This is a genomic window from Qipengyuania nanhaisediminis, from assembly GCF_900115585.1.
GTDB classification, from domain to species: domain Bacteria; phylum Pseudomonadota; class Alphaproteobacteria; order Sphingomonadales; family Sphingomonadaceae; genus Qipengyuania; species Qipengyuania nanhaisediminis.
In genome coordinates this window covers 279,884-302,591 of record NZ_FOWZ01000001.1, presented here as the reverse complement: position 1 = coordinate 302,591, position 22,708 = coordinate 279,884, and the positions used below count along the sequence as shown (strand labels likewise).

20 protein-coding genes are annotated in these 22,708 nt (G+C 62.7%); 7 read left to right on the top strand and 13 right to left on the bottom strand.

What is annotated here, in order from left to right; translation table 11 throughout:
• Nucleotides 1–17: 17 nt before the first annotated feature.
• Both BM173_RS01565 and BM173_RS01560 read right to left on the bottom strand, forming a co-directional pair.
• Entirely contained in the window at nt 18–1,970 is a 1,953-nt protein-coding gene (locus tag BM173_RS01565) for a hypothetical protein (protein ID WP_090476693.1), read from the bottom strand.
• Nucleotides 1,967–2,398 (bottom strand): hypothetical protein, encoded by a 432-nt coding sequence (locus tag BM173_RS01560; protein ID WP_090476691.1) that lies wholly within the window; start codon nt 2,396–2,398, stop codon nt 1,967–1,969. Before BM173_RS01560 ends, BM173_RS01565 begins: the two co-directional genes overlap by 4 nt.
• A gap of 105 nt (nt 2,399–2,503) precedes the next feature.
• On the opposite strand from BM173_RS01560, the gene BM173_RS01555 reads away from it, so the two are divergent.
• Complete coding sequence (locus BM173_RS01555; protein ID WP_090476689.1) at nt 2,504–3,745, top strand: glycosyltransferase family 4 protein; 1,242 nt, start codon at nt 2,504–2,506, stop codon at nt 3,743–3,745.
• Here the strand turns inward: BM173_RS01555 and BM173_RS01550 are convergent.
• The 8 genes from BM173_RS01550 to BM173_RS01515 form a co-directional block, all read right to left on the bottom strand.
• The gene (locus BM173_RS01550) at nt 3,742–4,959 is read right to left on the bottom strand and encodes a WcaI family glycosyltransferase (protein ID WP_090476687.1); all 1,218 of its coding nucleotides are present in this window, start codon (nt 4,957–4,959) and stop codon (nt 3,742–3,744) included. The two genes, BM173_RS01555 and BM173_RS01550, sit on opposite strands and share 4 nt — an antisense overlap.
• A gap of 10 nt (nt 4,960–4,969) precedes the next feature.
• Nucleotides 4,970–5,551 carry a hypothetical protein gene (locus BM173_RS01545; protein ID WP_245755721.1) on the bottom strand — a complete coding sequence of 194 codons (582 nt, stop codon included), beginning with the start codon at nt 5,549–5,551 and terminating at the stop codon, nt 4,970–4,972.
• Between the two features lie 133 nt (nt 5,552–5,684).
• Entirely contained in the window at nt 5,685–6,482 is a 798-nt protein-coding gene (locus BM173_RS01540; protein WP_090476685.1) for a DUF1295 domain-containing protein, read from the bottom strand.
• Complete coding sequence (locus BM173_RS01535) at nt 6,475–7,104, bottom strand: 1-acyl-sn-glycerol-3-phosphate acyltransferase (RefSeq protein ID WP_090476683.1); 630 nt, start codon at nt 7,102–7,104, stop codon at nt 6,475–6,477. The genes BM173_RS01540 and BM173_RS01535 overlap by 8 nt, the downstream gene beginning before the upstream one ends.
• Before the next feature lie 64 nt (nt 7,105–7,168).
• Nucleotides 7,169–7,831, bottom strand: coding sequence for a hypothetical protein (locus BM173_RS01530; RefSeq protein WP_090476681.1), 663 nt, complete (start codon nt 7,829–7,831; stop codon nt 7,169–7,171).
• A 161-nt stretch (nt 7,832–7,992) separates the two neighbouring features.
• Nucleotides 7,993–9,603: a carboxyl transferase domain-containing protein gene (locus BM173_RS01525; protein ID WP_090476679.1), complete on the bottom strand. Its 1,611-nt coding sequence runs from the start codon at nt 9,601–9,603 to the stop codon at nt 7,993–7,995.
• 10 nt (nt 9,604–9,613) lie between these two features.
• Nucleotides 9,614–9,919, bottom strand: coding sequence for an alkylphosphonate utilization protein (locus tag BM173_RS01520; protein ID WP_090476676.1), 306 nt, complete (start codon nt 9,917–9,919; stop codon nt 9,614–9,616).
• Nucleotides 9,916–11,085: an isovaleryl-CoA dehydrogenase gene (locus BM173_RS01515; RefSeq protein WP_090476675.1), complete on the bottom strand. Its 1,170-nt coding sequence runs from the start codon at nt 11,083–11,085 to the stop codon at nt 9,916–9,918. Before BM173_RS01515 ends, BM173_RS01520 begins: the two co-directional genes overlap by 4 nt.
• 232 nt (nt 11,086–11,317) lie before the next feature.
• On the opposite strand from BM173_RS01515, the gene BM173_RS01510 reads away from it, so the two are divergent.
• Genes BM173_RS01510 through BM173_RS01495 form a run of 4 tightly spaced genes read left to right on the top strand, consistent with a single transcriptional unit; the run spans nt 11,318 to nt 15,591 of the window.
• Nucleotides 11,318–12,760 carry a sensor histidine kinase gene (locus BM173_RS01510; RefSeq protein WP_245755720.1) on the top strand — a complete coding sequence of 481 codons (1,443 nt, stop codon included), beginning with the start codon at nt 11,318–11,320 and terminating at the stop codon, nt 12,758–12,760.
• A 49-nt stretch (nt 12,761–12,809) separates the two neighbouring features.
• On the top strand, nt 12,810–13,295 hold the full coding sequence (locus BM173_RS01505) for a hypothetical protein (protein WP_090476671.1): 486 nt from the start codon (nt 12,810–12,812) through the stop codon (nt 13,293–13,295).
• On the top strand, nt 13,292–14,059 hold the full coding sequence (locus BM173_RS01500; protein WP_090476669.1) for an ATP-binding cassette domain-containing protein: 768 nt from the start codon (nt 13,292–13,294) through the stop codon (nt 14,057–14,059). The genes BM173_RS01505 and BM173_RS01500 overlap by 4 nt, the downstream gene beginning before the upstream one ends.
• A complete protein-coding gene (locus BM173_RS01495) occupies nt 14,056–15,591 on the top strand; it encodes an ABC transporter permease/substrate-binding protein (RefSeq protein WP_090476667.1) in 1,536 nt (511 codons plus the stop codon). Before BM173_RS01500 ends, BM173_RS01495 begins: the two co-directional genes overlap by 4 nt.
• Before the next feature lies 1 nt (nt 15,592).
• Here BM173_RS01495 and BM173_RS01490 read toward each other — a convergent pair whose 3' ends face one another.
• Genes BM173_RS01490 through lgt form a run of 3 tightly spaced genes read right to left on the bottom strand, consistent with a single transcriptional unit; the run spans nt 15,593 to nt 18,001 of the window.
• Nucleotides 15,593–16,018, bottom strand: coding sequence for a DUF2147 domain-containing protein (locus tag BM173_RS01490; RefSeq protein WP_090476665.1), 426 nt, complete (start codon nt 16,016–16,018; stop codon nt 15,593–15,595).
• A gap of 55 nt (nt 16,019–16,073) precedes the next feature.
• Complete coding sequence (locus BM173_RS01485) at nt 16,074–17,129, bottom strand: class I SAM-dependent methyltransferase (RefSeq protein WP_245755719.1); 1,056 nt, start codon at nt 17,127–17,129, stop codon at nt 16,074–16,076.
• On the bottom strand, nt 17,126–18,001 hold the full coding sequence (lgt, locus tag BM173_RS01480) for a prolipoprotein diacylglyceryl transferase (RefSeq protein ID WP_090476663.1): 876 nt from the start codon (nt 17,999–18,001) through the stop codon (nt 17,126–17,128). The genes BM173_RS01485 and lgt overlap by 4 nt, the downstream gene beginning before the upstream one ends.
• Nucleotides 18,002–18,177: 176 nt before the next feature.
• Here lgt and BM173_RS01475 point away from each other — a divergent pair, with 176 nt between their 5' ends.
• Nucleotides 18,178–19,872, top strand: a complete 1,695-nt coding sequence (locus tag BM173_RS01475; protein WP_090476661.1) for a class I adenylate-forming enzyme family protein — start codon at nt 18,178–18,180, stop codon at nt 19,870–19,872.
• A complete protein-coding gene (locus BM173_RS01470) occupies nt 19,869–22,628 on the top strand; it encodes a [protein-PII] uridylyltransferase (RefSeq protein WP_090476659.1) in 2,760 nt (919 codons plus the stop codon). Before BM173_RS01475 ends, BM173_RS01470 begins: the two co-directional genes overlap by 4 nt.
• Nucleotides 22,629–22,708: the final 80 nt, after the last annotated feature.

Below are 22,708 nucleotides of genomic sequence, written 5' to 3'. Positions count from 1 at the left end.
TCTGATTTCGGCCAAGCCTAGGCGGCGGAGAAGAACCCGTTCTCTTCCCAGCGCTGGAGTTCGCGATTGTACACGAATTCGATCCAGTCGTAGACGTCTACCAGGTTGCGCGTCGCGCGGACGGCGAAGCTTGGTGAGGCACCCTTCTCGAAGCGCAATGTTCCTGTCGCGCCATCCTTGGTGATGCGGATACGCTGCCCGTCGGCATAGCCGTGCTGGGCACCGCCCAAGGGTGTGCGTGAGAGGGTCATGTCGGCGATGATCGCGCTTTCCAGCCCGATCGACATGAGCGGGGCGGTGACGAGGATCTCTCCCGAACCGCTGAATGTTGCCGGACGATACCAGCCCCGGGCCCAATAGCTCGAACTCGCAGTCTCCTTTGCCATCGTGACGAGTGGCATGGAAAGCGGGGTGTCGCCGCCGTTTGGCACGCGCCCCGAAGCGAATTCTCCTTCGACATGGATGGCGCAGGAGTGGTCGATGTAACCGTGCCAGAGGACACCGAGCCACTGGCGTTCTGCTATTTGCGCCTCGCGAGTTCGGCGCTGCTTCAAGTTTATGGCCACGTTCGCCGGGGGCAGTTGGTATGTTCCGGCCGGTGCGCCGCTGACTTGCTCGGTCAGGGACACCACACCGTCGATGGTCAGGGCGTGGATGGACTGCTTGCGGTCGAGAACGGCCTCAATGTCGAGGTCGACATCACGCAGGGCCTGGCCTGCCCAGCCTGGCAGCCCGATCGGCGAGTCCACTGCGCGGATGCTGCCTCCAACCCAGCTGAAGAAGCGCAGCCAGCCGATATTCCTGAATTCACATTGATCAAGGCGGGTGAGCGGGGGAGGTAATTGGTCGTCGCGGGTGGGCCAGAGGAAGTTATGCTCGAGGGTATCGGTCGCTCCGCTTCCCAGACCCATGTGGTCGCAATCGTGCCAGATACAGTTGCGATAGATCGCACGCGATTTACCGACGTCTTCCTGTGCCTGGAAGCAGTCCCCGAAACTGCTATCGGATGCGACGATCTGGACATTGCATCCGGGATTGAAAGCGCTGCCATTGGTGGTGGCGAAGCGGCACCTCTCGAGGACCACCCTGTCGGCCATATCGAGCGCGCCGCCGAGATAGAATATCTCGCCCTTCCAGCCGATCATATCGGTGTCCGTGCAGATTATCTCGCCCACAAAGCAGTCTTGTACCCACAGCGCCTTGTCGGTGATGTCCCAGCCGTCTCCGGTCAGGATATCGGCCGGCCACGCATAGGCTCCCGTATGGTGGCGGCCACCCTCGAGGACCAGGCGGTCCAGTTCGAGGCGGCCGATCGTTTTTTCTCCGGAGACCGGGTTCACGACATCCCCCTGAAGAAACAGTCCGCCGCCGCGCCAGACGGCAAGCGCGGGATCGTCTGACGCTGTCGGTACCAGCTGCCAGCCGGTCTCCGGATTCTCGCCGTCTAGGCCGCGAAATTCGAGCACCGAGCGCTCGGCCGCTTTCCCTTTCAAGGCGACGGAGCGGCGAACTACGAGAGGGTGCCCGTCCTCTGCCCTCGTTTCGGCAGCGGGCGATACGCGCAGCGGACAGTCGATCCTGTAGCGGGACGAATAGAACGCGACTGTGGCTGCCTCTACAGCTGCGGCATAGTCTAACGCCGCCTGGATCGCTTGCTGGTCGTTGGTAATCCCGTCTCCCAAGGCGCCGGCCTGCTCCACGGCGATCTCGGCACAAACAGGGAGAAGGCGAAAGATCCGCCCGTTGAAGGTGCGTGCAGTGCATGCGGGATGTGCGGAATGAAACGCCGGGGTGCAGAGGTCGTCCGAGACGTAGGTAGCAGCGCCTGTGCCGGCCTCTGCGTAGCCGCTCGTTTCAACCCGAGCGATATCAAGCGGGATAGATCGCTTATCGAGATCGGCGAAAAGGACGGGAAGACATTGCGACGCGCGATTGGCAAGGCTCAGCGGGACAATCGAGAGCGCGCTCATTGCGACACCCGGTATTCCAGCGATCCTGAATTGATCGAGCAATCCAGCCAGAGGGAGGCACCCTCTTCACTTTCCTGCCAAACCGCTTCGCATGCCGGGCCGAAGAAGGCTCCCCACGTGGAGCCTGCGACCGTCAGCGGATGGAGGGTCTCGCCGCCGTCTGTCGAGCGCGCGACCTGCACCGAGCCTTCGAAGTCGCCCGAGAGCGTACAATAAACCACTGCATTCAGCGCAGGCTCGAACGGGCCGACGAGTGTCGATGTCGAGGTCGTCCCGACCAGGGCAGCAGGGACATCGGCGGGAGTAAGACGTGTCGGCAGCGGGCGAATGCCTGAAACGACCGAGCAATTACCGTATTCGTCTTCAATCCCGAACGCGACGATCGGGGCTAAACCGCCCGGGGCCTGGATAGGGGGAGGCTGACTCATGATTGTGGTTTCTCCAAGTGAATGTAGAAACCATATCGGTTATAATTGGGGCGGCATGTAGGAAAACGGTTTTTCCTTAAGGGCTTTGGCTTCAAGCACACACCCATGACAGTAGCCGTGTTTCATCCAGGCATGCAGCACAGCAGGCAGACCGCGCTCGCGCTGCAGCAACTCGGCAGGCTGGCTTTCCTCGCCACTGGCGTCTTCGACCATGAAACAAGCGTGTGGAGACGAGCGGGAGCGTATGCTCCCGCCGCTTTGCGGCGGCATATCGATGCGGAGTTCGGGCGGTTTGCGACACCGGGTCTTGATGCGTCGCTTGTACGAGCATTCCCGCAATACGAGTTGCCTGAGCGGATCCTGTCACGGATAGGCCTCGATGCCATGGCCCAGCTGTTCGACCGATTTGCCAATGATCGTTTCGGGAAAGTGGTCGCCCGCCTCGCACAAGACGAGGGAACGCGCGCGCTGTGGGGCTATGACAATTCTTCGCTCACGGCTTTCAATGACCCTAGAAACGCGTCAGCGACGAAGATCCTCGACCGCACGATTGCCGATTGGCGGGAATGGAACGAGCAGGTCGCCACAATCGAAGACACGCATGGCGATTGGCTCCACCCTTCGCTGCGGCGGGCACCCGATTGGCTCATCCAGCGCGGCGAAGCGGAGTTCGAGGCCGCGGATTATATCCTGTGCGTGAGTGATTACGTGAGCGGAACGATAAAGCGTCACTCATCTGCCGAGCGGATCGAGGACAAGATCCGCCACCTTCCATACTGCTTCGATTCTAGAATATACGGTTCGCTTCCAAGCCCTATGCCGCCTGAAGCCGATAAGCCCGTCCGCTTCCTGTTCGCTGGCCAGCTTTCCGCGCGAAAAGGCATACAGCACGTACTTGAAGCGGTGAGCGCGCTGCCTCCAGAACTGGCAAGTCTCACCTGTGTTGGCCCTAACCTGGTGCCCAATGCGCTGTTGAGCGGCTTTTCTGATCGGGTGCGTTTTCTTGGGGCGGTGCCCCGCGCAGAGATGCCCGCCATCATGATCCAGCACGACGTCCTAGTCCTTCCGAGCTATTTCGAGGGGTCGGCAATCGTCCTATTGGAAGCGATGGCCGCGGGCCTCGCCGTAATTGCGACCCCGCAAGCCGGCCTGGGCCCGACTGCCAAGAGCGGCATCTGCATCGAACGGCCCGACAGCGAATTTCTGGCCGCAGCAATGATCGACATTGCAAAGGATAAAGAGAAGCTGCTGGGAATGCGGCGGAGTGCGCAGATAGAGGCCCAATGCTACGATAGTGCGGCCTACCGCTCGAATATCGAGGCGCTGCTCGACAGCATAATCGCTTAGGCCAACAGCTCTTCCATTACTGCTTCGAAGGCGTCGACAACACCCTCCTGCGACCATCTCAACCGCGCAATTTCCACCGCGCGTTCGCCCATCGCTGCACACGCATCGGGATCGTCCGCAAGCCGTTCGATAGCCCAGCCCAAAGCCTGCGCATCGCCGGGTGGAACGATAGCTCCGGCCCCGTCGAGTTCGAGCGCGAGGCCGGAATCTCGCGTCGTCGTGGCAACGGTCGGCCTGCCTGAGGCGAGAATATTTCCAAGCTTCGAAGGCAGCATGAGATCCTTCGCTCCGCTGACCTGCGGAAGGATGTGCAAATCGGCAACCCGCAAGAGATCGCCGACATCTTCGCTTGGCTGGAGGGAATGGAAGGTGACGTTCGGCAGGCCCTCTGCAAGACCTTCCAGTCTTTGGCGATTGGGGCCGTCTCCGCAGATCACGAACTGGATGTCCGGCCTCTCGGACAAGGCCCGCGCAGCCTCAATGACGACGTCGAGGCCCTGCTTGTTCGCGATGTTTCCGGAATAGAGCGCGACGAACTTCCCTTGCAGGTTCCACTCTTCCCGAAAGTCCCGCCGACCGTTCGCTTTGCCATGATTGGCCCAGTTTCTTAGCTCGCGCACACGATCGGGCTGCACTCCCTTGTCGACCAGTAGCTGCTGCATGGGTCCGCTGATGGTGGACACGACATCGGCCGAGGCCAGGGTCCGCTTCTCGAACTTCAGGGCAGCGTCACCTACTGCCCCCTTGCCAAGCAGTCCGGTGGCCATCGCCGCGCCAACTTCGAAGTCCTGGATATGAAGCCACAAAGGCGCTTTCGAGCGTTTCGCAATTCGTGCTGCCACCGGCACCGCAACAAGCGAAGGTGCGACCGTAAAGACCAGATCAGGCTGCAATTCCCTGCGCGCCAAGCGGGCCGCCGGATAGCAGCTGCTCGCAAAGCTGAGGTGATGCGCGAGCCTTCGCTTACCCGTGGGATTTGCGGGGATATAATGTGGGCAGCGAGTGATCTTGACGCCGGATTCGACCGAGTTCTTCCAGCGGCCTCGGAAGAGGGAGTGCAGTTTCCATTCAGGGTAATAGGGTTGGCAGACCACCGCGTGGATGTGGTGCCCCCGGGCGGCAAGTGCGCTCATTAGGCCCGTGCTGTATGGCCCGATCCCAATGGGTTCGGGCGCGTAATTCAGGCCTATGAAGAGGATGCGTCTGTGGGCCATGCCGGGGGGATCACGCCGGGCGGAGTGCTTTCAGGCCAGACGCTCCGCCATCCCTTGCCGATAGACCTGCGAACAGGGTGTCCACGATTGCCGCGAGCTTGTCTTCAGCCAGCCGGTCGTTGATGATGATCAGCAGGTCGGGCATCGTGTAACACATCAGCATCTGGTTGATCAGCGTCAGCGCGCGGTCGATTTCGAGCCCTTCAAAGAAGCCGTCGGCTTGTGCTTCGGCGATAAGCTCACACAAGTAGTGATCCGCCAGATCGACATAGGATCGCACTTGCTCGAAACGGCGGGCGCCGAGATCGCACAGGACAGCGAAGGCTGCCGGATCACGCAGATATTCCTCGCGGTTACGCCGGAACCGCCGTGCATAGAATTCGAGAAACTTGCGATTGATGGGAAGGTTGCTTCCCAGGACCTCTTCCATGATCTCGACGTGAGGTTCGAACCAGAGTTCCGTAACCGCGTCGAACAGGTCGGCGTCCGTCGGAAACACAGCCTCCACCCTTGCAACCGATATGCCTGCCTCTGCCGCGAGTTGCGCGACCGAGATTTCGGTGCCGCGTCGGACCGTGAGGTCCAAAGCCATCAAGGCGAACTTCCTTCGCTCGGACGAATGCGTGGAAGACGACACGCTCAGGACCAATCAACGCTACTCATGGAAGGAGATTAGGGATGCTCCACAAGCTATTCCAGAGCAGAAATCGTATTTTTAAGCTTCGTCACCCGCTCGATTTGGGAGGGAGCGGAATGAATGAAGAGGTCCGGCGCTTGTATTCCTCATAGCCGGGTCGGGAATGCTTCATCCCCTTTTCCAGTAGCGCTGCGCCCGACCATTTGACGAGCGTGAAGGTGAGGAACAGCGGCCCCGCAATCGTCCAGAGTGCGATTTCCCAGCTGGCGCTGGCGGTTACTAGCCAAATGCCCCACCATGCACAGGCGTCGCCGAAATAGTTGGGATGGCGGGTATAGCGCCACAGGCCCTTGTCCATGACCTCGCCCTTGTTGGCAGGATCGGCTTTGAACTTTGCAAGCTGCCAGTCGCCGACCCACTCGAAGAATATCCCCACGAGGTAAAGCGCCAGTCCGATCCATGCGAGACCAACAATCGGCGCAGGTTCGCTGCTGGTCAGGATGCCGAGCTGTGCCGGCGAGCAGACGAGGAACAGCAATACCGCCTGCCCGAGCCATATCTTGGTGAGCGCGGCGATTGCGAAGCGCCCTTTCTCCCGGTCCTTGCGCAGCATCCGCTCATAGCGCTTGTCCTGCCCTTCCGCGCGCCAGCGCCGGAAGAGGTAAATGCCGAGCCGGAGCCCCCACGCGCCGACCATCACCAGAAGAAGGGTCGCCAGATCGCCCGGGTCGGCGAGTTGGAGCCAGCTGGTCAGAGCCATCAGCGCCATGCCCGCACCCCAGAACGCATCGATGAAGGAAACATCGTCGATCTGGACCGAAATGACCCACAGGATCAGGACGACGCCGATCAAAATCGCTGCATTGGCCAGCAGTGCATCAAGCATTGGTTTTCTCCTCCTCGATCAGGCGCAGGGCCTGGGCCTCCAATACCTTGTAACGCTCGTAGTCCGGGCGTTTGGAACGCATAAAACGCGCGATTTCCAGCAGGGTTTCGCCATAGCTTTCCGTCGGGACGATAGCCGGCCCGAATCCCAGCACCATGTCTTCGTTGCACACCCATGCAGGCACGATGGGGACATTGGCGGCGCGAGCGATGTTGTAGAAGCCCGATTTCCATTCGCCGTTGGAGCTACGCGTGCCTTCTGCGGCAATTACAAGGGCGAGATGATCGCGCTGGTCGAATTCGGCGGCGACCTGTTCGACCACATTGCTGCGTTTCGTCCGGTCGATGGGGATGCCGCCCATGTCGAACATGAAGTTGCGCATCATGCCCTGGAACAGCGTGTGCTTGCCCATGAAGTTGGGCTCGACACCCTCTTCGGCGGTGGCGCCGACGAAGAACACGAAGTCCCAGTTCGAGGTGTGCGGAGCCCCCGCGATGACGAACTTCTCGATATTCGGCAGGTGCCCGTCGAGCTTCCAGCCCTTGAAGCGGTATAGCGCCATGATGATCCGGCGCACGATGCGCGACAGGATCGAGCGCTTGCGGCTCGTTCGTTCCGACATGTTCTCTCCTGCAGCCCTGCCTAACAGATGTTAGCCAGATTGCGATAGCGATTGGGAACGCGGCTCACTGCCATTCCAGTTCCGGGAATTCTCGCGCTCCATAGAGGTAGGCACAGAACAGCTGTTTGACCTCTTCGATCTGGAACGTGGCAATTGAACCAGCACCAATCCTTCGAGCATTGCGCGGCCAATCGTCGCCGACATTGCGCCATTCGACCGAATAGCCGAATGCGGACGCAGCCGTTTGCACGAACTCTGTCTCGCTTTTGCTCAGGATCACGTGGGTCTCATGCCCATCGTGCATCGCATCGAGGGCAGCGGTCAGCTCTTCGATAGTCACGTTCTCGATAGTGCGCGTTCCGGACACGTCCATGGCCATTCGCCCGGGCTCGCCAGTGGGCCGCGCAAACGTCAGGGGCTCGGGGCTCTCCTGCGGCTCGAATTCCTTCCGCAGCAGCCCGACGATTGCATTATGCTCGTTGTTGTTCCGTCTCAGGAGCCAGGCGGCCAGCGCGAGGGCTAGGATCGAGACCAGAAGGATCGGAACCGCGCCCATCGCATAGAGTTCGCCCGTCACCATTCCGACAGCTGCCCAAACGGCGGCGACCGCGGGGACGAGGACGAGCGCCAGCGCAGCCTGCATGAGAACGGTGATGCCGCTGATGCGCGCCCCCCATCCGTCACGCCGGATCAGGGCTACCAGCTCGAATGTATGATAAAGAGACAAGCCGGACCAGATACAGACCAGCCGGCCGAGAGCGAAGCCTCTTGGGCCCGGCTTTGGATCGAACCATGGTCGCAACAGCGCCCGTACGCGTTGGCGCGTCTCGGCCACGTTCGTCGCCGACCGGATCTCAAAGCGAACTGCCACCGTGCGCTATGCCGGTTTTACATCCTGAATACGCCGAACTGCGGCTTTTCGGGAATGGGTGCTTCGAGTGTTGCGGTGAAGGCGAGGCCGAGCACATCGCGGGTCTGTGCCGGATCGATCACGCCGTCGTCCCACAGGCGCGCGGTGGCGTAATAGGGGTTGCCCTCGTCCTCGTATTTCTGGCGGATCGGCGCCTTGAATTCCTCGGCCTGTTCCTCGGTCCAGCTGTCGGCGTCGCGGTGGACTGTGGCGAGAACGCTGGCTGCCTGCTCGCCGCCCATCACCGAAATGCGCGCATTGGGCCAGGTGAAGAGGAAGCGCGGAGAATAGGCGCGGCCGCACATGCCGTAATTGCCCGCGCCGAAGCTGCCGCCGATCACCACGGTGATCTTGGGCACGGTGGCGGTGGCGACGGCGGTCACCAGCTTCGCGCCATGCTTGGCGATGCCTTCCGCCTCGTATTTGCCGCCAACCATGAAGCCGGAGATGTTCTGGAGGAACAGCAGCGGGATGCGGCGTTGCTGCGCCAGCTCGATGAAATGCGCGCCCTTCTGCGCGCTTTCCGAAAACAGCACGCCGTTATTGGCGAGGATCGCCACCGGCATGCCCCAGATGTGGGCGAAACCGCAGACGAGCGTGCTGCCGTAATGCTGCTTGAATTCGTGGAATTCGCTTCCGTCGACGAGGCGGGCGATGACTTCGTGCACATCGTAAGGCGCGCGCACATCGTCGGGGACGATAGCGTAAAGGTCTTCGGCATCGAACTTGGGCGCACGCGGCTCCTTCAGTTCGATTGCCTTCGCTGCAGCATGGTTGTCGCCGAGGTGGGACACGATATCGCGCACGATGGTGAGCGCATGCTCGTCGTTTTCGGCGAGGTGATCGACCACGCCCGATTTCTTCGCATGGAGATCGCCGCCGCCAAGGTCCTCGGCGCTGATTTCCTCGCCCGTCGCGGCCTTCACCAGCGGAGGTCCGGCAAGGAAGATCGTGCCTTGGTTGCGCACGATCACCGTCTCGTCGGACATGGCGGGGACATAGGCCCCGCCCGCAGTACAGCTGCCCATGACGCAGGCGATTTGCGGGATACCGAGCGCCGACATATTGGCCTGGTTGAAGAAGATGCGGCCGAAATGGTCGCGGTCGGGGAAGACCTCGGCCTGGTGCGGCAGGTTAGCCCCGCCGCTGTCGACGAGGTAGATGCACGGCAGGCGGTTCTCCTGCGCAATTTCCTGCGCGCGCAGGTGCTTCTTCACCGTCATCGGGTAATAGGTGCCGCCCTTCACCGTGGCATCGTTGCACACGATCATCACCTGTCGGCCCGACACGCGCCCGATACCGGCGATCATGCCGGCACCATTGATCTCGTCCTTGCCGTACATGCCGTTGGCGGCGAGCTGGCCGATTTCGAGGAAGGGACTGCCCGGATCGAGCAGGCGTTCCACCCGCTCTCGCGGGAGCAATTTGCCACGCCCGACATGGCGTTCCCGGCTGCCCTCTGAACCGCCGAGCGCGGCTGCAGCGACGGTGGATCGCAGGTCGGCTGCGAGCGCCTTGTTATACTCGAAACGCGCTTTGGCGTCTGGTGCGTCGCGGTCTAGGCTGGAGGTGAGAACGGGTGCGGTCATGTATCGGGCCCTAGCGTTTCTTTACGAACTCGGCACGCAGGACGAGGCCCTTGATGCCGGGGTATTTGCAATCGATTTCCTGTGGATCGCCGGTAAGCCGGATCGACTTGATAAGCGTGCCCTGCTTGAGCGTCTGGCCTGCGCCCTTGACGTCGAGATCCTTGATCAAGGTAACCTGGTCGCCATCGGCTAAAAGGTTGCCGACTGCATCACGAACCTCGACCTGATCGGCAGCAGCCTGCTTCGCCTCCAACTCGGATGCCGGCATCCATTCGCCGCTTTCCTCGTCGTACACGTAGTCTTCGTCGGAACTCACCCCGCAGCCCCGATCAGTTCACGCCCGATCAGCATGCGGCGGATTTCATTCGTGCCTGCGCCAATGTCGAGCAGCTTGGCATCGCGCATGTACCGCTCGACCGGCCAGTCGAGCGTGTAGCCTGCGCCGCCCAGCGCCTGGACGCTCTCGGCAGCCACGCGGAAGGCGTTCTCCGAAGCCAGTAGGATCGCGCCCGCCGCGTCGAAGCGGGTGGTCTTTTCCGCATCGCAGCTCTTGGCCACCGCATAGGTGTAGGCCCGGGCCGATTGCAGCGCGACATACATGTCGGCGACCTTGGCCTGCATCAGCTGGAAGCTGCCGATGGGTTTGCCGAACTGGGTACGCTCGCGAAGGTAGGGGATCACCGTATCGAGGCAGGCCTGCATCACGCCAAGCTGCAATCCGGCGAGGACAACGCGTTCGTAATCGAGGCCGCTCATCAGCACGCCGACGCCGCCGTTTTCCGGGCCCATCACGTTCTCTTCGGGCACGAAGCAGTCGTCGAACACCAGCTCAGCCGTGGGCGAGCCGCGCATGCCGACCTTCTCGATCTTCTGGCCGATGGAGAAGCCTTCGAAATCCTTTTCGATCAGGAAGGTCGTGATGCCGCGGCTGGCGGCTTCGGGCGCAGTCTTGGCGTAGACGACCAGCGTGTCCGCGTAAGGTGCGTTGGTGATCCAGAACTTGGTGCCATTGAGGACATAGCCGCCATCGACCTTCTCGGCCTTGGCTTTCATCGACACGACGTCCGACCCGGCGCTCGCCTCGCTCATGGCCAGGCTGCCGACATGTTCGCCGCTGATCAGCTTGGGGAGATACTTGGCCTTCTGCGCCTCATTGCCCCAGCGCGCGATCTGGTTGACGCACAGGTTCGAGTGCGCACCATAACTGAGGCCGATGCTGGCGCTGGCACGGCTGACTTCCTCGACCGCGACGACGTGTTCCAGATAACCGAGGCCCAGGCCGCCATCCGCTTCCGGCACGGTGATGCCGTGGAGGCCGAGTTCGCCCATGGCGGGCCACAGTTCCGCCTTGGGGAACCAGTCCTCGCGGTCCACTTTTTCCGCGAGCGGGGCGATCTGTTCGTCGGCGAAGCGACCCACGCTTTCGCGGATCATCTCTGCGCTCTCGCCAAGCTGGAAATCGAAGTCGGGGGTGGCGCGCATGGTATCTCCTGGTTGCCCTCAAAGGCAGTCTCTCTCTGCTCGGCGCGATAGCGAAGCTTTGTTGTCCGGGCAAACCCAAGCGGGTAAACTCAAGGGCGATCACGCTAAATTCTTGAAAATCAGACGGATAGCTTTAAACCAGCGGCGCATGAAAAGGGACGATGCAATAGACTGGCCTCAGGGAAGGGGCCCAAATCCTGCGTTTTGCAGCGAGGATGAGCGTCTGACCGTGATGGCTTCCTACGGCTTGGACGAGCTGATGGACGATCAGGAGCTCTCCCAAATCGTTCAATTCGCTGCGAAACTCTGCGGCGCGCCGATATCTCTGGTCAGCCTGGTCGAGGAGCAGCGGCAGCGTTTCCTCGCGCGTGCCGGACTGCTGACGACCGAGACTCCGCGACCGACCAGTTTCTGCGCCCATGCGATGATGGAACGCGAGCCGATGATCGTGCCCGACGCCCTGCTCGATCCGCGCTTCGAACGCAATCCGCTTGTGACCGGCGAGCCCAAGATTCGCTTCTATGCCGGTGCGCCGCTGCTTTCGGCGGAAGGCGCGCCGCTCGGCTCGCTCTGCGTCATCGACACCGAACCGCGTCCGGGCGGCCTGACCGATCTGCAGCGCGAGGGCCTGGAAGTGCTGGCCGCATCGGTCATGCGTCGCCTCAACGCGCGGCGCGAATATCTCGCGGTGCAGGAACAGCTCGTCCGCGAGAGCATGCGCCTGCGCAAGATGGCGGAACATATCCCCGTGCTGGCATGGGCCGCACGGCCCGACGGCTCTCTCGAATTCGGAAACTCCGCGCTCTACGAATATTTCGGCACGGAAGACCTTTCCAAAATCGATCTCAGCGACATGATCCATCCCTCCGACAGCGAAGAGGTGGAGCGGCTGCGCAAGAAATCCCGCGAAGAAGGCGGTCGATGGGATGCAGAAGCGCGCGTCCGCCGCTCGGATGGCGAATACCGCTGGATGGTCCTGAGGGCATGGCCCATGCGCGACGCCAGGGGTGAGATCGAAACCTGGTTCGGCGCCGGTATCGATATCGACGAGACGCACAAGCTTTCGGAAAGCCGCGATCTGCTTGCACGCGAGTTGTCGCACAGGATCAAGAATATCTTCGCGGTTGTCTCCGGGCTGATCGCGATGCATTCGCGCGGGCAGCCGGAAATAAAACCCTTCGTCGACAAGATCGGAGCGGCCATTCGCTCGCTGGCCACAGCGCATGACTACGTGAGGCCGGACGATGGACGCTCCAGCGATAACCTTGGCGGCCTGCTCGAGGGGCTGCTCGAACCATATGCGTCGCAGGACCGGGAGCGGATACTGGTCGATGGCGACCATGTCGGACTGGGCTCGCGGGCGGCCACGCCGCTGGCGCTGATCTTCCACGAGCTCGCTACCAATTCCGCGAAATACGGTGCATTGTCGAACGGTGTCGGCAAGGTGAAAATCAACGTCGTGGATGATTGCGACAGCGACGATAACGTATGCATCAGCTGGCACGAGGACATGGACGGATTTACGCCGCCCGCGCAGGACGAGGGCGAAGGCTTCGGGTCGCGTCTCTTGCGTATGGCGATCGAGGGCCAGCTGTCCGGTCAATTCACCCGCGAATATTCGGACGAGGGTTTGCGCGTGGAACTGGTGATCCCCAGAACCTCGATTACGCAATGACTCTGAGCAAGGGTCGCCAGATCGGACTCACCGCGATATGCCTGTGCGCATGACCCGAAGCATAGCTACGTTCGCCGCCCTGGCGCTCGCCCTGCCTGTTCTCTCCTGCGCTCCGCAGGAGGATGCCCCGGAAGAACCTGCCGCTGTCGCTGAGGAAGAGGGTGCCCAGGAGGCCTCCGGCGAGGCAGACTCTGCGCCGCCTTCGCATAGTGAATTCTCCGATACCGCATGGCGCGTCATGGCCGAGGACGGGGCGCGGTACGTCACCTATATCGACGCCGACGGAACCTATCGCGACTTCCGCAACGGAGAGCCGTGGCAGGAGGGCAGCTGGAAATTCGACCCTGCCGAGGACAGCGCGGATGGCGTCGATTTGCTGTGCTTCATGCCTGACGCGGAAGACGGCAGCGAGAGGTGCTGGGAGCCGGGGCGGCTGCTCGATGACGAGCTGATCGTCACCTCTGGCGGCGGGCGCCGTGTGGCGCTGGAAAAGGTCACCTATACCGCGCCCGAAGGGGCCGAAACCGAAGAGTGACGGAACCCGCCGGCTCTTATCTATCCTTCGACAATGTAAGCCGCAGGTTCGGCGCGGTAACGGCTGTCGATGGCGTCACGCTTCGCATTCCCAAGGGCGGGTTCGTGGCGCTCGTCGGCGCGTCCGGATCAGGCAAGTCGACGCTGCTGAAAATGGTCAATCGGCTGATAGACCCCAGCGGCGGGAATATAGTCCTTGGCGGCCATAATGTAGAGGACATCGCGCTTCCTGCCCTACGCAGGCGGATCGGATACGTCTTCCAGTCCATCGGCCTCTTCCCGCATATGGATGTCGGTCAGAATATTGCCATCGGGCCGCGACTGTCCGGGACAAGCCTGTCGCCCGACCGGATCGGCGAGCTGCTTTCGCTGGTCGAGTTGGAACCGGAAATGACAAGCCGGATGCCCGATGAATTGAGCGGCGGGCAGAGGCAGCGGGTGGGGGTGGCGCGGGCGCTCGCGAACGATCCCGAACTGTTGCTGATGGACGAGCCCTTCGGCGCGCTCGACCCGGTGACGCGCGACGCGCTGGGCGAACGTGTGCTGGCACTCCACCGCGAATTCGGCCTCACCACCGTGATGGTCACGCACGACATGGCCGAGGCATTGCTGCTCGCCGACCGTGTACTGGTGATGGATGCCGGCAGGATCGTGGCCGACGAGACGCCGGCGGCCCTGGTGGCGGGAGAAGGCGGAGAGGTTGCGCAGGCGCTGGTAGCGGTTCCGCGACACCAGGCAGACCGGCTGGCGGAGCTGTCACGATGAGCGGGCTGTGGGACGCAATCGCCGGACTTGGCGACCAGCTGGCCGCGCATGTCCTCTTGTCGGCATCGGCAATCGCGCTCGGCATAATCGTGGCACTGCCGCTGGCGGTTTGGGCCAGTCGCTCCCCGGCCGTTTCGCGCGCGAGCCTGGCTTTCGCGAGCCTCGTACAGACAATCCCGGCGCTCGCCCTGCTGGCGCTATTCTTCCCGATCCTCCTGAGCCTGCGCGCGGTGTTCGGCGAAGGCCTGCCGACGCTCGGCTTCCTGCCTGCCCTGCTGGCGCTGGCGCTTTATGCTCTGCTGCCGATCCTGCGCAATGCGGTGACGGCACAGGCCAATCTCGACCCCGGTGTAATCGAGGCGGCGCATGGTGTCGGCATGACATTCCGCCAGCGGCTGCTGCTGGTCGAAGCGCCGCTGTCCGCACCCTTCATCATGGCCGGTATCCGCACGGCCGCGGTCTGGACCATCGGCGCAGCCACGCTTGCCACCACCATCGGGCAAAAAAGCCTCGGCGACCCGATCTTCGCCGGATTGCAGACCCAGAACTGGGTGCTGGTGCTGGCGGGCTGTATCGCCAGTGCGGGCCTTGCGATCCTTGCCGACAGCCTGCTCGGCACGATCGAGCGCGGCTTTCGCGAACGCAGGCGCGGCCTGTGGCTGGGCGGCCTCGCGGCAGTGCTGCTTGGCGTGGGCGCGGCGTTCTTCGCTCAGTTCGGCGGGGACGACGATGACAGCGTCGTGATCGGCGCCAAGGGTTTCTCCGAGCAGTACATCCTCGCCCGCCTGATCGGGCAGCGGCTGGAGGCGGAAGGTTTCGCGGTCGAATATCGCGACGGGCTGGGTTCTGCCGTCGCGCATAGCGCCGCGGCCAGCGGCGAGATCGACGTCTATGTCGATTACACCGGCACCATCTGGACCAACCAGATGAAGCGTACCGAAAACCCTCCGCGCGAGCAGATGTATCGCGAGATCGCCCAGTGGGAGGAGGCGAATACCGGCATGGAAGTTCTGGGGCGGCTGGGCTTCGAGAACGCCTATGGCCTCGCAATGAGCCGCGAGGCCGCAACCTTCGGCGAATTCAATTCGATTGCGGACGTGGCGCAGCGCGGGCAGGCGATGGTGATCGGCGGTGACCCCGAATTCTTCGAGCGGCCCGAATGGATCGCGGTCCGCGATGCCTATGGCCTTCGCTTTGCCGGCCAGCGCAATTTCTCGCCCACCTTCATGTATAACGCGCTGCAATCGGGGGAGGCGGACATTATCGGTGCCTATACGTCGGATGGCCGGATCGTCGCCGACCGGCTCGTCATCCTGGACGATCCGCGCGGGGCATTTCCCAATTACGATGCGGTCCTGTTGCTAAGCCCGCAAGCCGCCGAGGACGAGGCGCTCAAGGCCGCGCTGCTACCTCTGATCGATGCGATCGATGTGGAGGCGATGCGCGAGGCGAATTATTCCGTCGATCGCGAAGAGGACAAGCTCAGTTTCGACGAGGCCGCGCGCCTGCTGGCAGAGCGCGCCGGACTGTAACTCAGCGGGCGCGTGTCCAGACCTGCGTCTGGCAGAACGGTCCGATGCATCCCTTCACCTCCAGCCGGTTCGCATCCTTGCGGCGCACGACGGATCGATAAGTCTTGCCGCTTTTCGGATCGTAGATCTCGCCGCGCCACAAATCGCTTTCCTCGTTGAACCCGGTCAGCACTGGCATGCCCAGTAGCTTGCGGCTGCGCAGGCGCGGTTCCTTGTTGTTCACGTCCCGCTGGTCGAGGCCCTGCGGCGGCGCGACGAGGAAGCGCGCGATCTTTCCGCACAGCTTGCTGCCGCACTTGCCGATCTGGATGACAGCGTCCTTTTCCGCCGTGACCCAGCGCCCTTCGATGGGCTGGGCGGCGAGCAGCGGCGCAGCGCTCGCAAGCGCGGCGATGGCGGCAAGGCGTTTAAGGGGCAGGCGTTTCATGGGCAGTCCTTCCAGATTGCTCGACGCGGAAACCCTGCTCAGGTTCCGATGAACCTCAGCCGAAGCCTGCACCCTGGGGCCAATCGGGTGGGGTCATGGCGAAGACTTTGAACAGGTCGCCCATCTCCTCGCCGCCCGTCAGACGCTCGAACGCCTGCGCGATCTGTGCTGCGCTTTCGGGCGATTTGTCGACAAGGGCCTGTGCGCGGGCACCCATGCCGAGAGCCATCAGCCACTGGCCCTGCATAGTCGAGGCATGTGTCATGCCCTGCGCCGAAGCGATTTCGGCCAGCACCGCAAAGTCGACATGGGCGGTGAGGTCCATATCGCCCGGCGCGTCGAACACGCCGACCTTGCGATGCGCCTTGATCGCCTGCAGCGTTTCGCCGGTTCTCGCGGCGAGGTGGCCGTAATCGATCAGCAGGGCTGCACCGCCTTGCCGGGCTAGGCGCTCGGCCAGCGCATCCGTCAGCGCGGCGGCAGCAGGGCAGGTCTCGATGACCGTGCCGACCGGCTGATCCTTCATCGCATCTGGCACCGCGTCATCCATCGGGCTCGGCCCTGCGGCAAAGACGAATGCGTCCTCGTCCAGCGCGACCATGCGTTCGCGCCAGCCTTTCTCGGTCATGACGAGTTGCCGGATCGGAAGCGCGTCGAGGAATTCATTGCCGACGACCAGCAGGGGCAAATCGTCAGGCAGGGTATCGATCGTATCGTGGAATACCGCGTCGCCAAGCGCGCCTGCCTGCACGTCGCGCAGCGCCTTGGATCCTTCGACGAGGTGGATCGCCGGTTTCAAACCTTGGCTCGCCATGGCGCGCAATGCGTCTGCGGCCAGCGTGCCCCGGCCCGGACCGAGCTCGACATAGGCGCATTCGGGCCTTCCCGCGCGCACCCACAGGTCGGTCAGCCACAGACCAATCATCTCGCCGAACATCTGGCTGATTTCAGGCGCCGTGGTGAAATCGCCGGCCGCGCCCAGCGGATCGCGGCTGGTGTAATAGCGCGCGTTGCTTTCGCCCATGTAGCGCGACACGGGCATCGGCCCGTGCCGCTCGATCAAGCGCCTGAAGCGCGCGGCGAGGTCGGTATCCTCGCGTTCGGCCGTCATGCCGTTTGCGCGGCGGGCGCCTTGGTCGTGCCGATGGGCTTCCTCGTGAAGGCATAAATCATCACGGCAAGGCCCACGGCGATCATCGGCAGGCTCAGCCACTGTCCGCGCGACAGGCCGGTTTCGGCCACGACATAGGCAAGGTGCGCATCGGGTTCGCGGAAGAACTCGTTGACGAACCGGCCCACGCCCATGCCGACCGTGAACAGGCCGACCAAGAGGCCGGGACGATAGCGCGCACGGGTCAGCCAGAAGAGCGCGATCAGCACGACGCCGAGCATCAGCCCTTCGAGACCGGCCTGGTAAAGCTGGCTCGGGTGACGGGCGACATCGCCGCCGCCCGGAAAGACCATCGCCCAGGCGACGTCGCTTTCGACCGGGCGGCCGTAAAGCTCGCCATTGATGAAGTTGGCGATCCTGCCGAGCATGTAGGCGAGCGGGACGTTGACAGCGATGTAGTCGCACACGCGCAGCCAATTGAGATTGCCGCGCCGCGCGACCCAGGTGATCGCTACCAGCACGCCGATCACGCCGCCGTGGAAGCTCATCCCGCCGCCCCATAGCTTGAACAGTTCGATGCTGGTCAAAAGGTCGGGCTTGTAGAACGCTGCGTAACCGAGCCTGCCGCCCAGAATCACGCCCAGCGTGCAATAGAAGAACAGGTCGTCGGCATGGCGCTGCGCCATCGGGCTGCCGGGCGACTTGATCATCCTGGACAGGTGCCAATAGCCCAGCAGGATGCCGAACAAATAGGCGAGCGAATAATAGCGCAGCTGGAATCCGCCGATCTCGAACAGGTAGGGGCGAAGGCCCAATTCCGCCCACTGGATGGCTTCGGAAACTGCCGCAGTGGCGGCCAATAGTGACAGCAAGGTTTTATCCCCTTAGAGACGTGTCGAAAGCCGCATGCGCGACCCGTTGCGGGGCGGCTTTTGGCATAGCAGGGGTTTTGGGGAAAGCCTGCGTCGCATCTCTATCCATCCCGAAGGGGGGATAGTGGCGATTCGCCATCGTGCGCGTGCATTTTGAGAGAGGACAAAAACACACCATGCCGACCGAACTCGACAAGGATATCCATCGTTTCACCGCCGCCGTGACCGCCCCGGGTCAGATGTTCGAAACCCACGATATCGAACGGCGCGGCGTGATGATGCCGGCCTTCGTGAACGCCCCGCCCAGCCTCGCGCATTATTTCGCGCACTTCTGCAACGAGAAGAAGGACGAGCTTTTCCTCGTCGATGGCGATCTGAGGCTGACCTTCGGCGAAGTCTATGCCGCCGCGACTCACGTCGCGCACGGCCTTGCGACCAAGCATGGCGTGAAGAAGGGCGACCGCGTCGGCATCGCCGCGCGCAATTCCGCCAACTGGATGATCGCCTATATGGGCATCCTGATGTCGGGCGGCTGCGCCACCCTGCTCAACGGCTGGTGGACGGGCGAGGAAATGGCTTACGGCATCGACCTGTGCGATTGCTCGTTGGTCCTTGCCGACGCGCAGCGTGCCGCGCGCTTCGAAGGCCAGGACATCAAGTCCAAGGTTGTGGTGTTCGACCACGGCGTGCCCGCCGAAGGGCTCGCCCCGGTATGGGAAGCGGGCGACACGGCGATGAAGATGCTGGGCGAAATTGGCCCGGACGATCTCGCCACCATCCTTTATACCTCGGGTTCGACCGGTCATCCCAAGGGCGCCTATTCCGACCATCTCGGCGTCGTGTCGGGCGTGATGAACTATGTCGCGCAGACCGCGATGATCCTGCAGATCCTGACCGAACGCGGCGATGCGCCCACCGTCCAGCCCTCCGCGCTGGTCGCCGTGCCGCTGTTCCACGTCACAGGCGAAGTGCCGCTGTTCCTCCAGAGCTTCGCGCTCGGACGCAAGCTGGTGCTGATGCCGAAGTGGGATGCGCGCGAGGCGCTGCGCCTGCTCGACCAGGAAAAGGTCACCTATTTCGTCGGCGTGCCGCTGATGAGCTATGAAATGGCCACCCACCCGGAACGCGACCAGTTCGACCTGTCGAGCTGCAAGAGCTTCGCCGCCGGCGGCTCCGCACGCCCGCCCGAGCATGTGAAGAAGATCAAGGACGCCTTCCCCGAAGGCTTCCCGCTTCTAGGCTATGGCCTCACCGAAACCAATGCGGTGGGCTGCGGCAACCTCAACGAAAACTACATGGAAAAGCCCGGCTCCACCGGCATGCCGTCGAAACCGCTGGTCGACATGGCCATCCTCGACGATGACGGCAACAAGCTGGAACAGGGCGCCGTGGGCGAGGTCTGCATCCGTTCGGTCGCGAACTTCCTCGGCTACTGGAAGAACGAGGACGCGACCGCGTCGGCCTATACCGACGATGCCTATTTCCGCACCGGCGACCTAGGCTATCTCGACGCGGACGATTATCTCTTCATCGTCGACCGCAAAAAGGACATCATCATCCGCGGCGGCGAGAACATCTCCTGCATCGAGGTGGAAGAGGCGATCTACGCGCATGACGCGGTGGCCGAATGCAGCGTCTTCGGCGTGCCCGACGAACGCTTCGGTGAAATCCCGGCGGCGGTCTATTTCACGCACCCCGGCAAGGATCTGAGCCCGGAAGAACTGCAGGGATTCCTCGCCGAGCATATCGCCAAGTTCAAGGTGCCGCATTACGTCTTCCGTTCGGACGACCACCTGCCGCGCCTCGGCACGCAGAAGGTCGACAAGCGCACCGTCAAGGCGACCTTCGCCAAGGACCTCGTCTCCAGTTGAGCGAACCGCAGATCCCCGACCGGCGCGCGATCATCGATCGCAAGGCGCTCGCCTCTCGCATAGAGGCGCTGGCCGGGGAGCAGGGCGCCAAGGCGCGTCCGCAAGTCGTTGCCGCGCTGAAAGAAGCGCTGGAGGCGGGCCGCACGGAAATGGAGCGGCGGCTGGAAGCGCGTCCGTCCGCAGGCCATGCCATTGCGGGCGGCTATTCCTTCCTCGTCGACCAGCTCGTGCGGATCATCCACGAGTACGTCACGCATTACGTCTATCCGGCAGCCAATCGCTCCTCGGGAGAACGGCTCGCGGTCATGGCGGTGGGCGGATACGGGCGCGCGGAAATGGCCCCGCACTCCGATGTCGACATCGCCTTCCTGGTCGGCGAGCGGCGCAATGCCTGGTGCGAACAGGTGGTGGAGGCAATGCTCTACCTCCTGTGGGACCTCGGCCTCAAGGTCGGCCATTCCACCCGCACGCTGGACGAGGCGATCAGGCTGGCGAAGGACGATTTGACGATCCGCACCGCGCTGCTCGAAGGGCGCTACGTCTGGGGTGACCGCGACCTCTATTCCGAAGGCGAGCGGCGCTTCACACTTGAGGTTGTCAAGGGCAACGAGCGCGCATTTCTCACGCAGAAGCTGCAGGAGCGCAACGCGCGCCACAAGCGCATGGGCGACAGCCGCTATGTCGTCGAACCCAATGTGAAGGACGGCAAGGGCGGCTTGCGCGATCTCCAGACGCTCTACTGGATCGGCAAGTTCATCCACCGCGTGCGCAGCGCGTCGGAACTGGTCGACAGCGGGCTGCTGACCCGGAACGAATACCGCACATTCCGCCGCGCTGAACGCTTCCTCCTGGCCGTGCGCTGCCACATGCATGCGATCACGGGGAGGGCGGAGGACCGGCTGACATTCGACCTGCAGCGGCAAGTGTCAGAGCGGATGAACTTCGCCGATCGCCCGGGTAAGTCCGCGGTCGAGCGCTTCATGCAGTTCTATTTCCTGCAGGTGAAGCATGTCGGTAGCCTGACCGGTGTCTTCCTCGCCCATATCGAGGACGATCTCGCCACCCGCGCCGCGCGCAGCGGTTTCTTCGCCACCTTCCGCCAGAAGCCGCGCGAATTGAAGGGCTACCGCGTATTCGGCGGGCGCATTGCCGCGCCCTCGGACGACTATTTCCGCAAGGACCCCGTGCGCCTGATCGAGGTGTTCCAGCTGGCCGAGGCCGAAGAGCTGGAAATCCACCCGGAAACCATGCGCCAGGCGGCACGCGACGCGAAGCTGATCGACCATGGTGTCCGCGAGGACAAGCGCGCCAACGCGTTGTTCCTGGACCTTTTGTCCGGACGCAACGATCCCGAAACGGTCCTGCGCTGGATGAACGAGGCCGGCGTCTTCGGCCGCTTCGTGCCCGATTTCGGCAAGGTCAACGCGCAGATGCAGTTCGACATGTATCATCACTATACTGTCGACGAGCACACGATCCGCGCGATTGGATTGCTAAGCCAGATCGAGAAGGGGGAGCTCAAGGCCGACCATCCGCGCGCAACCCGCCTGATCCACAAGGTCGCGTCGCGCAGGGTCGCCTATGTCGCCGCTCTCCTGCACGATATCGCCAAGGGTCGCGGAGGCGATCACTCGGTCCTCGGTGCGGATGTGGCGCGTGAATTGTGCCCGCGCTTCGGCCTTAGCGAAAGCGAGACCGAGCTGGTCGCCTGGCTGGTCCTGCACCATTTGCTGATGAGCCATACCGCACAAAAGCGCGACCTCACCGATCCCAAGACGATCGAGGATTACGTAGGCCAGGTGCAGAGCATCGAGCGTCTTCGCCACCTAGCGATCCTGACCGCGGTCGATATTCGCGCGGTCGGACCGGGGACCTGGAACAGCTGGAAGGGCCAGCTGCTCGGCGAATTGTACGATGCTGCATCGGAACGCTTGCGGCTCGGCCACATGCGGCACGGGCGCAAGGAAAAGGTCGCCGCGAAGAAGGCGCAAGTGGCCGAAATGCTGGGCGAGAAGGATCACCTCGTCGCAGAACTCGGCGACACGTTCGACGATTCCTACTGGATCGCCGAACCGCTCGATATCGTGGCGCTCAACCTCGTCCATTATGCGGCGGCACGCGATCTCGACCACGCCCTGTCGGTGCATTGCGAATTCTATGAAGCGCGCGGGGCCACGCTGGTCACGGTCATCGCCGCCGACCACCCCGGCCTGTTCTACCGCATCGCGGGCGGCATCCACCTCGCTGGCGGCAACATCATCGACGCGCGCATCCATACGACGCGGACCGGCTGGGCGCTGGACAACTTCCTGGTGCAGGACCCTCATGGTGCCCCGTTCCACGAGGAAGGACAGCTCGAGCGCCTCAAGACCTCCATTGCCGATGCGCTGGCGAACCGCGTCGACCTTGCGCCGAAACTGGCGCAGCGTCCGCTGCCGCACAGCAGGTCGAAGGCGTTCGATGTCAGTCCGCGGGTGCTGTTCGACAACAAGGCATCCAACCGCTTCACCGTGATCGAGGTCAATGCGCGCGATCGCCCCGCATTGCTCAACCGATTGGCCCGCGTATTGTTCGAAAGCAGGCTCGTCGTGCACTCCGCACACATCACGCACTATGGCGAACGGGCCGTCGACACCTTCTATGTGACCGACCTCACCGGCGGGAAACTGGTCGAGGGAGAGCGCCAGAACACTATAGAGGCGCGGCTGGTCGAAGCGGCAGGTGATGCAATGCAGGCACGGTTGGAAGACGCCTGACGGGTGTTCGACGTTTGATAGTTGCGTTTTGCATAGCGATTCGCCATCGAAAATTTCGAGAGAAACACAGAGGAGAGGTA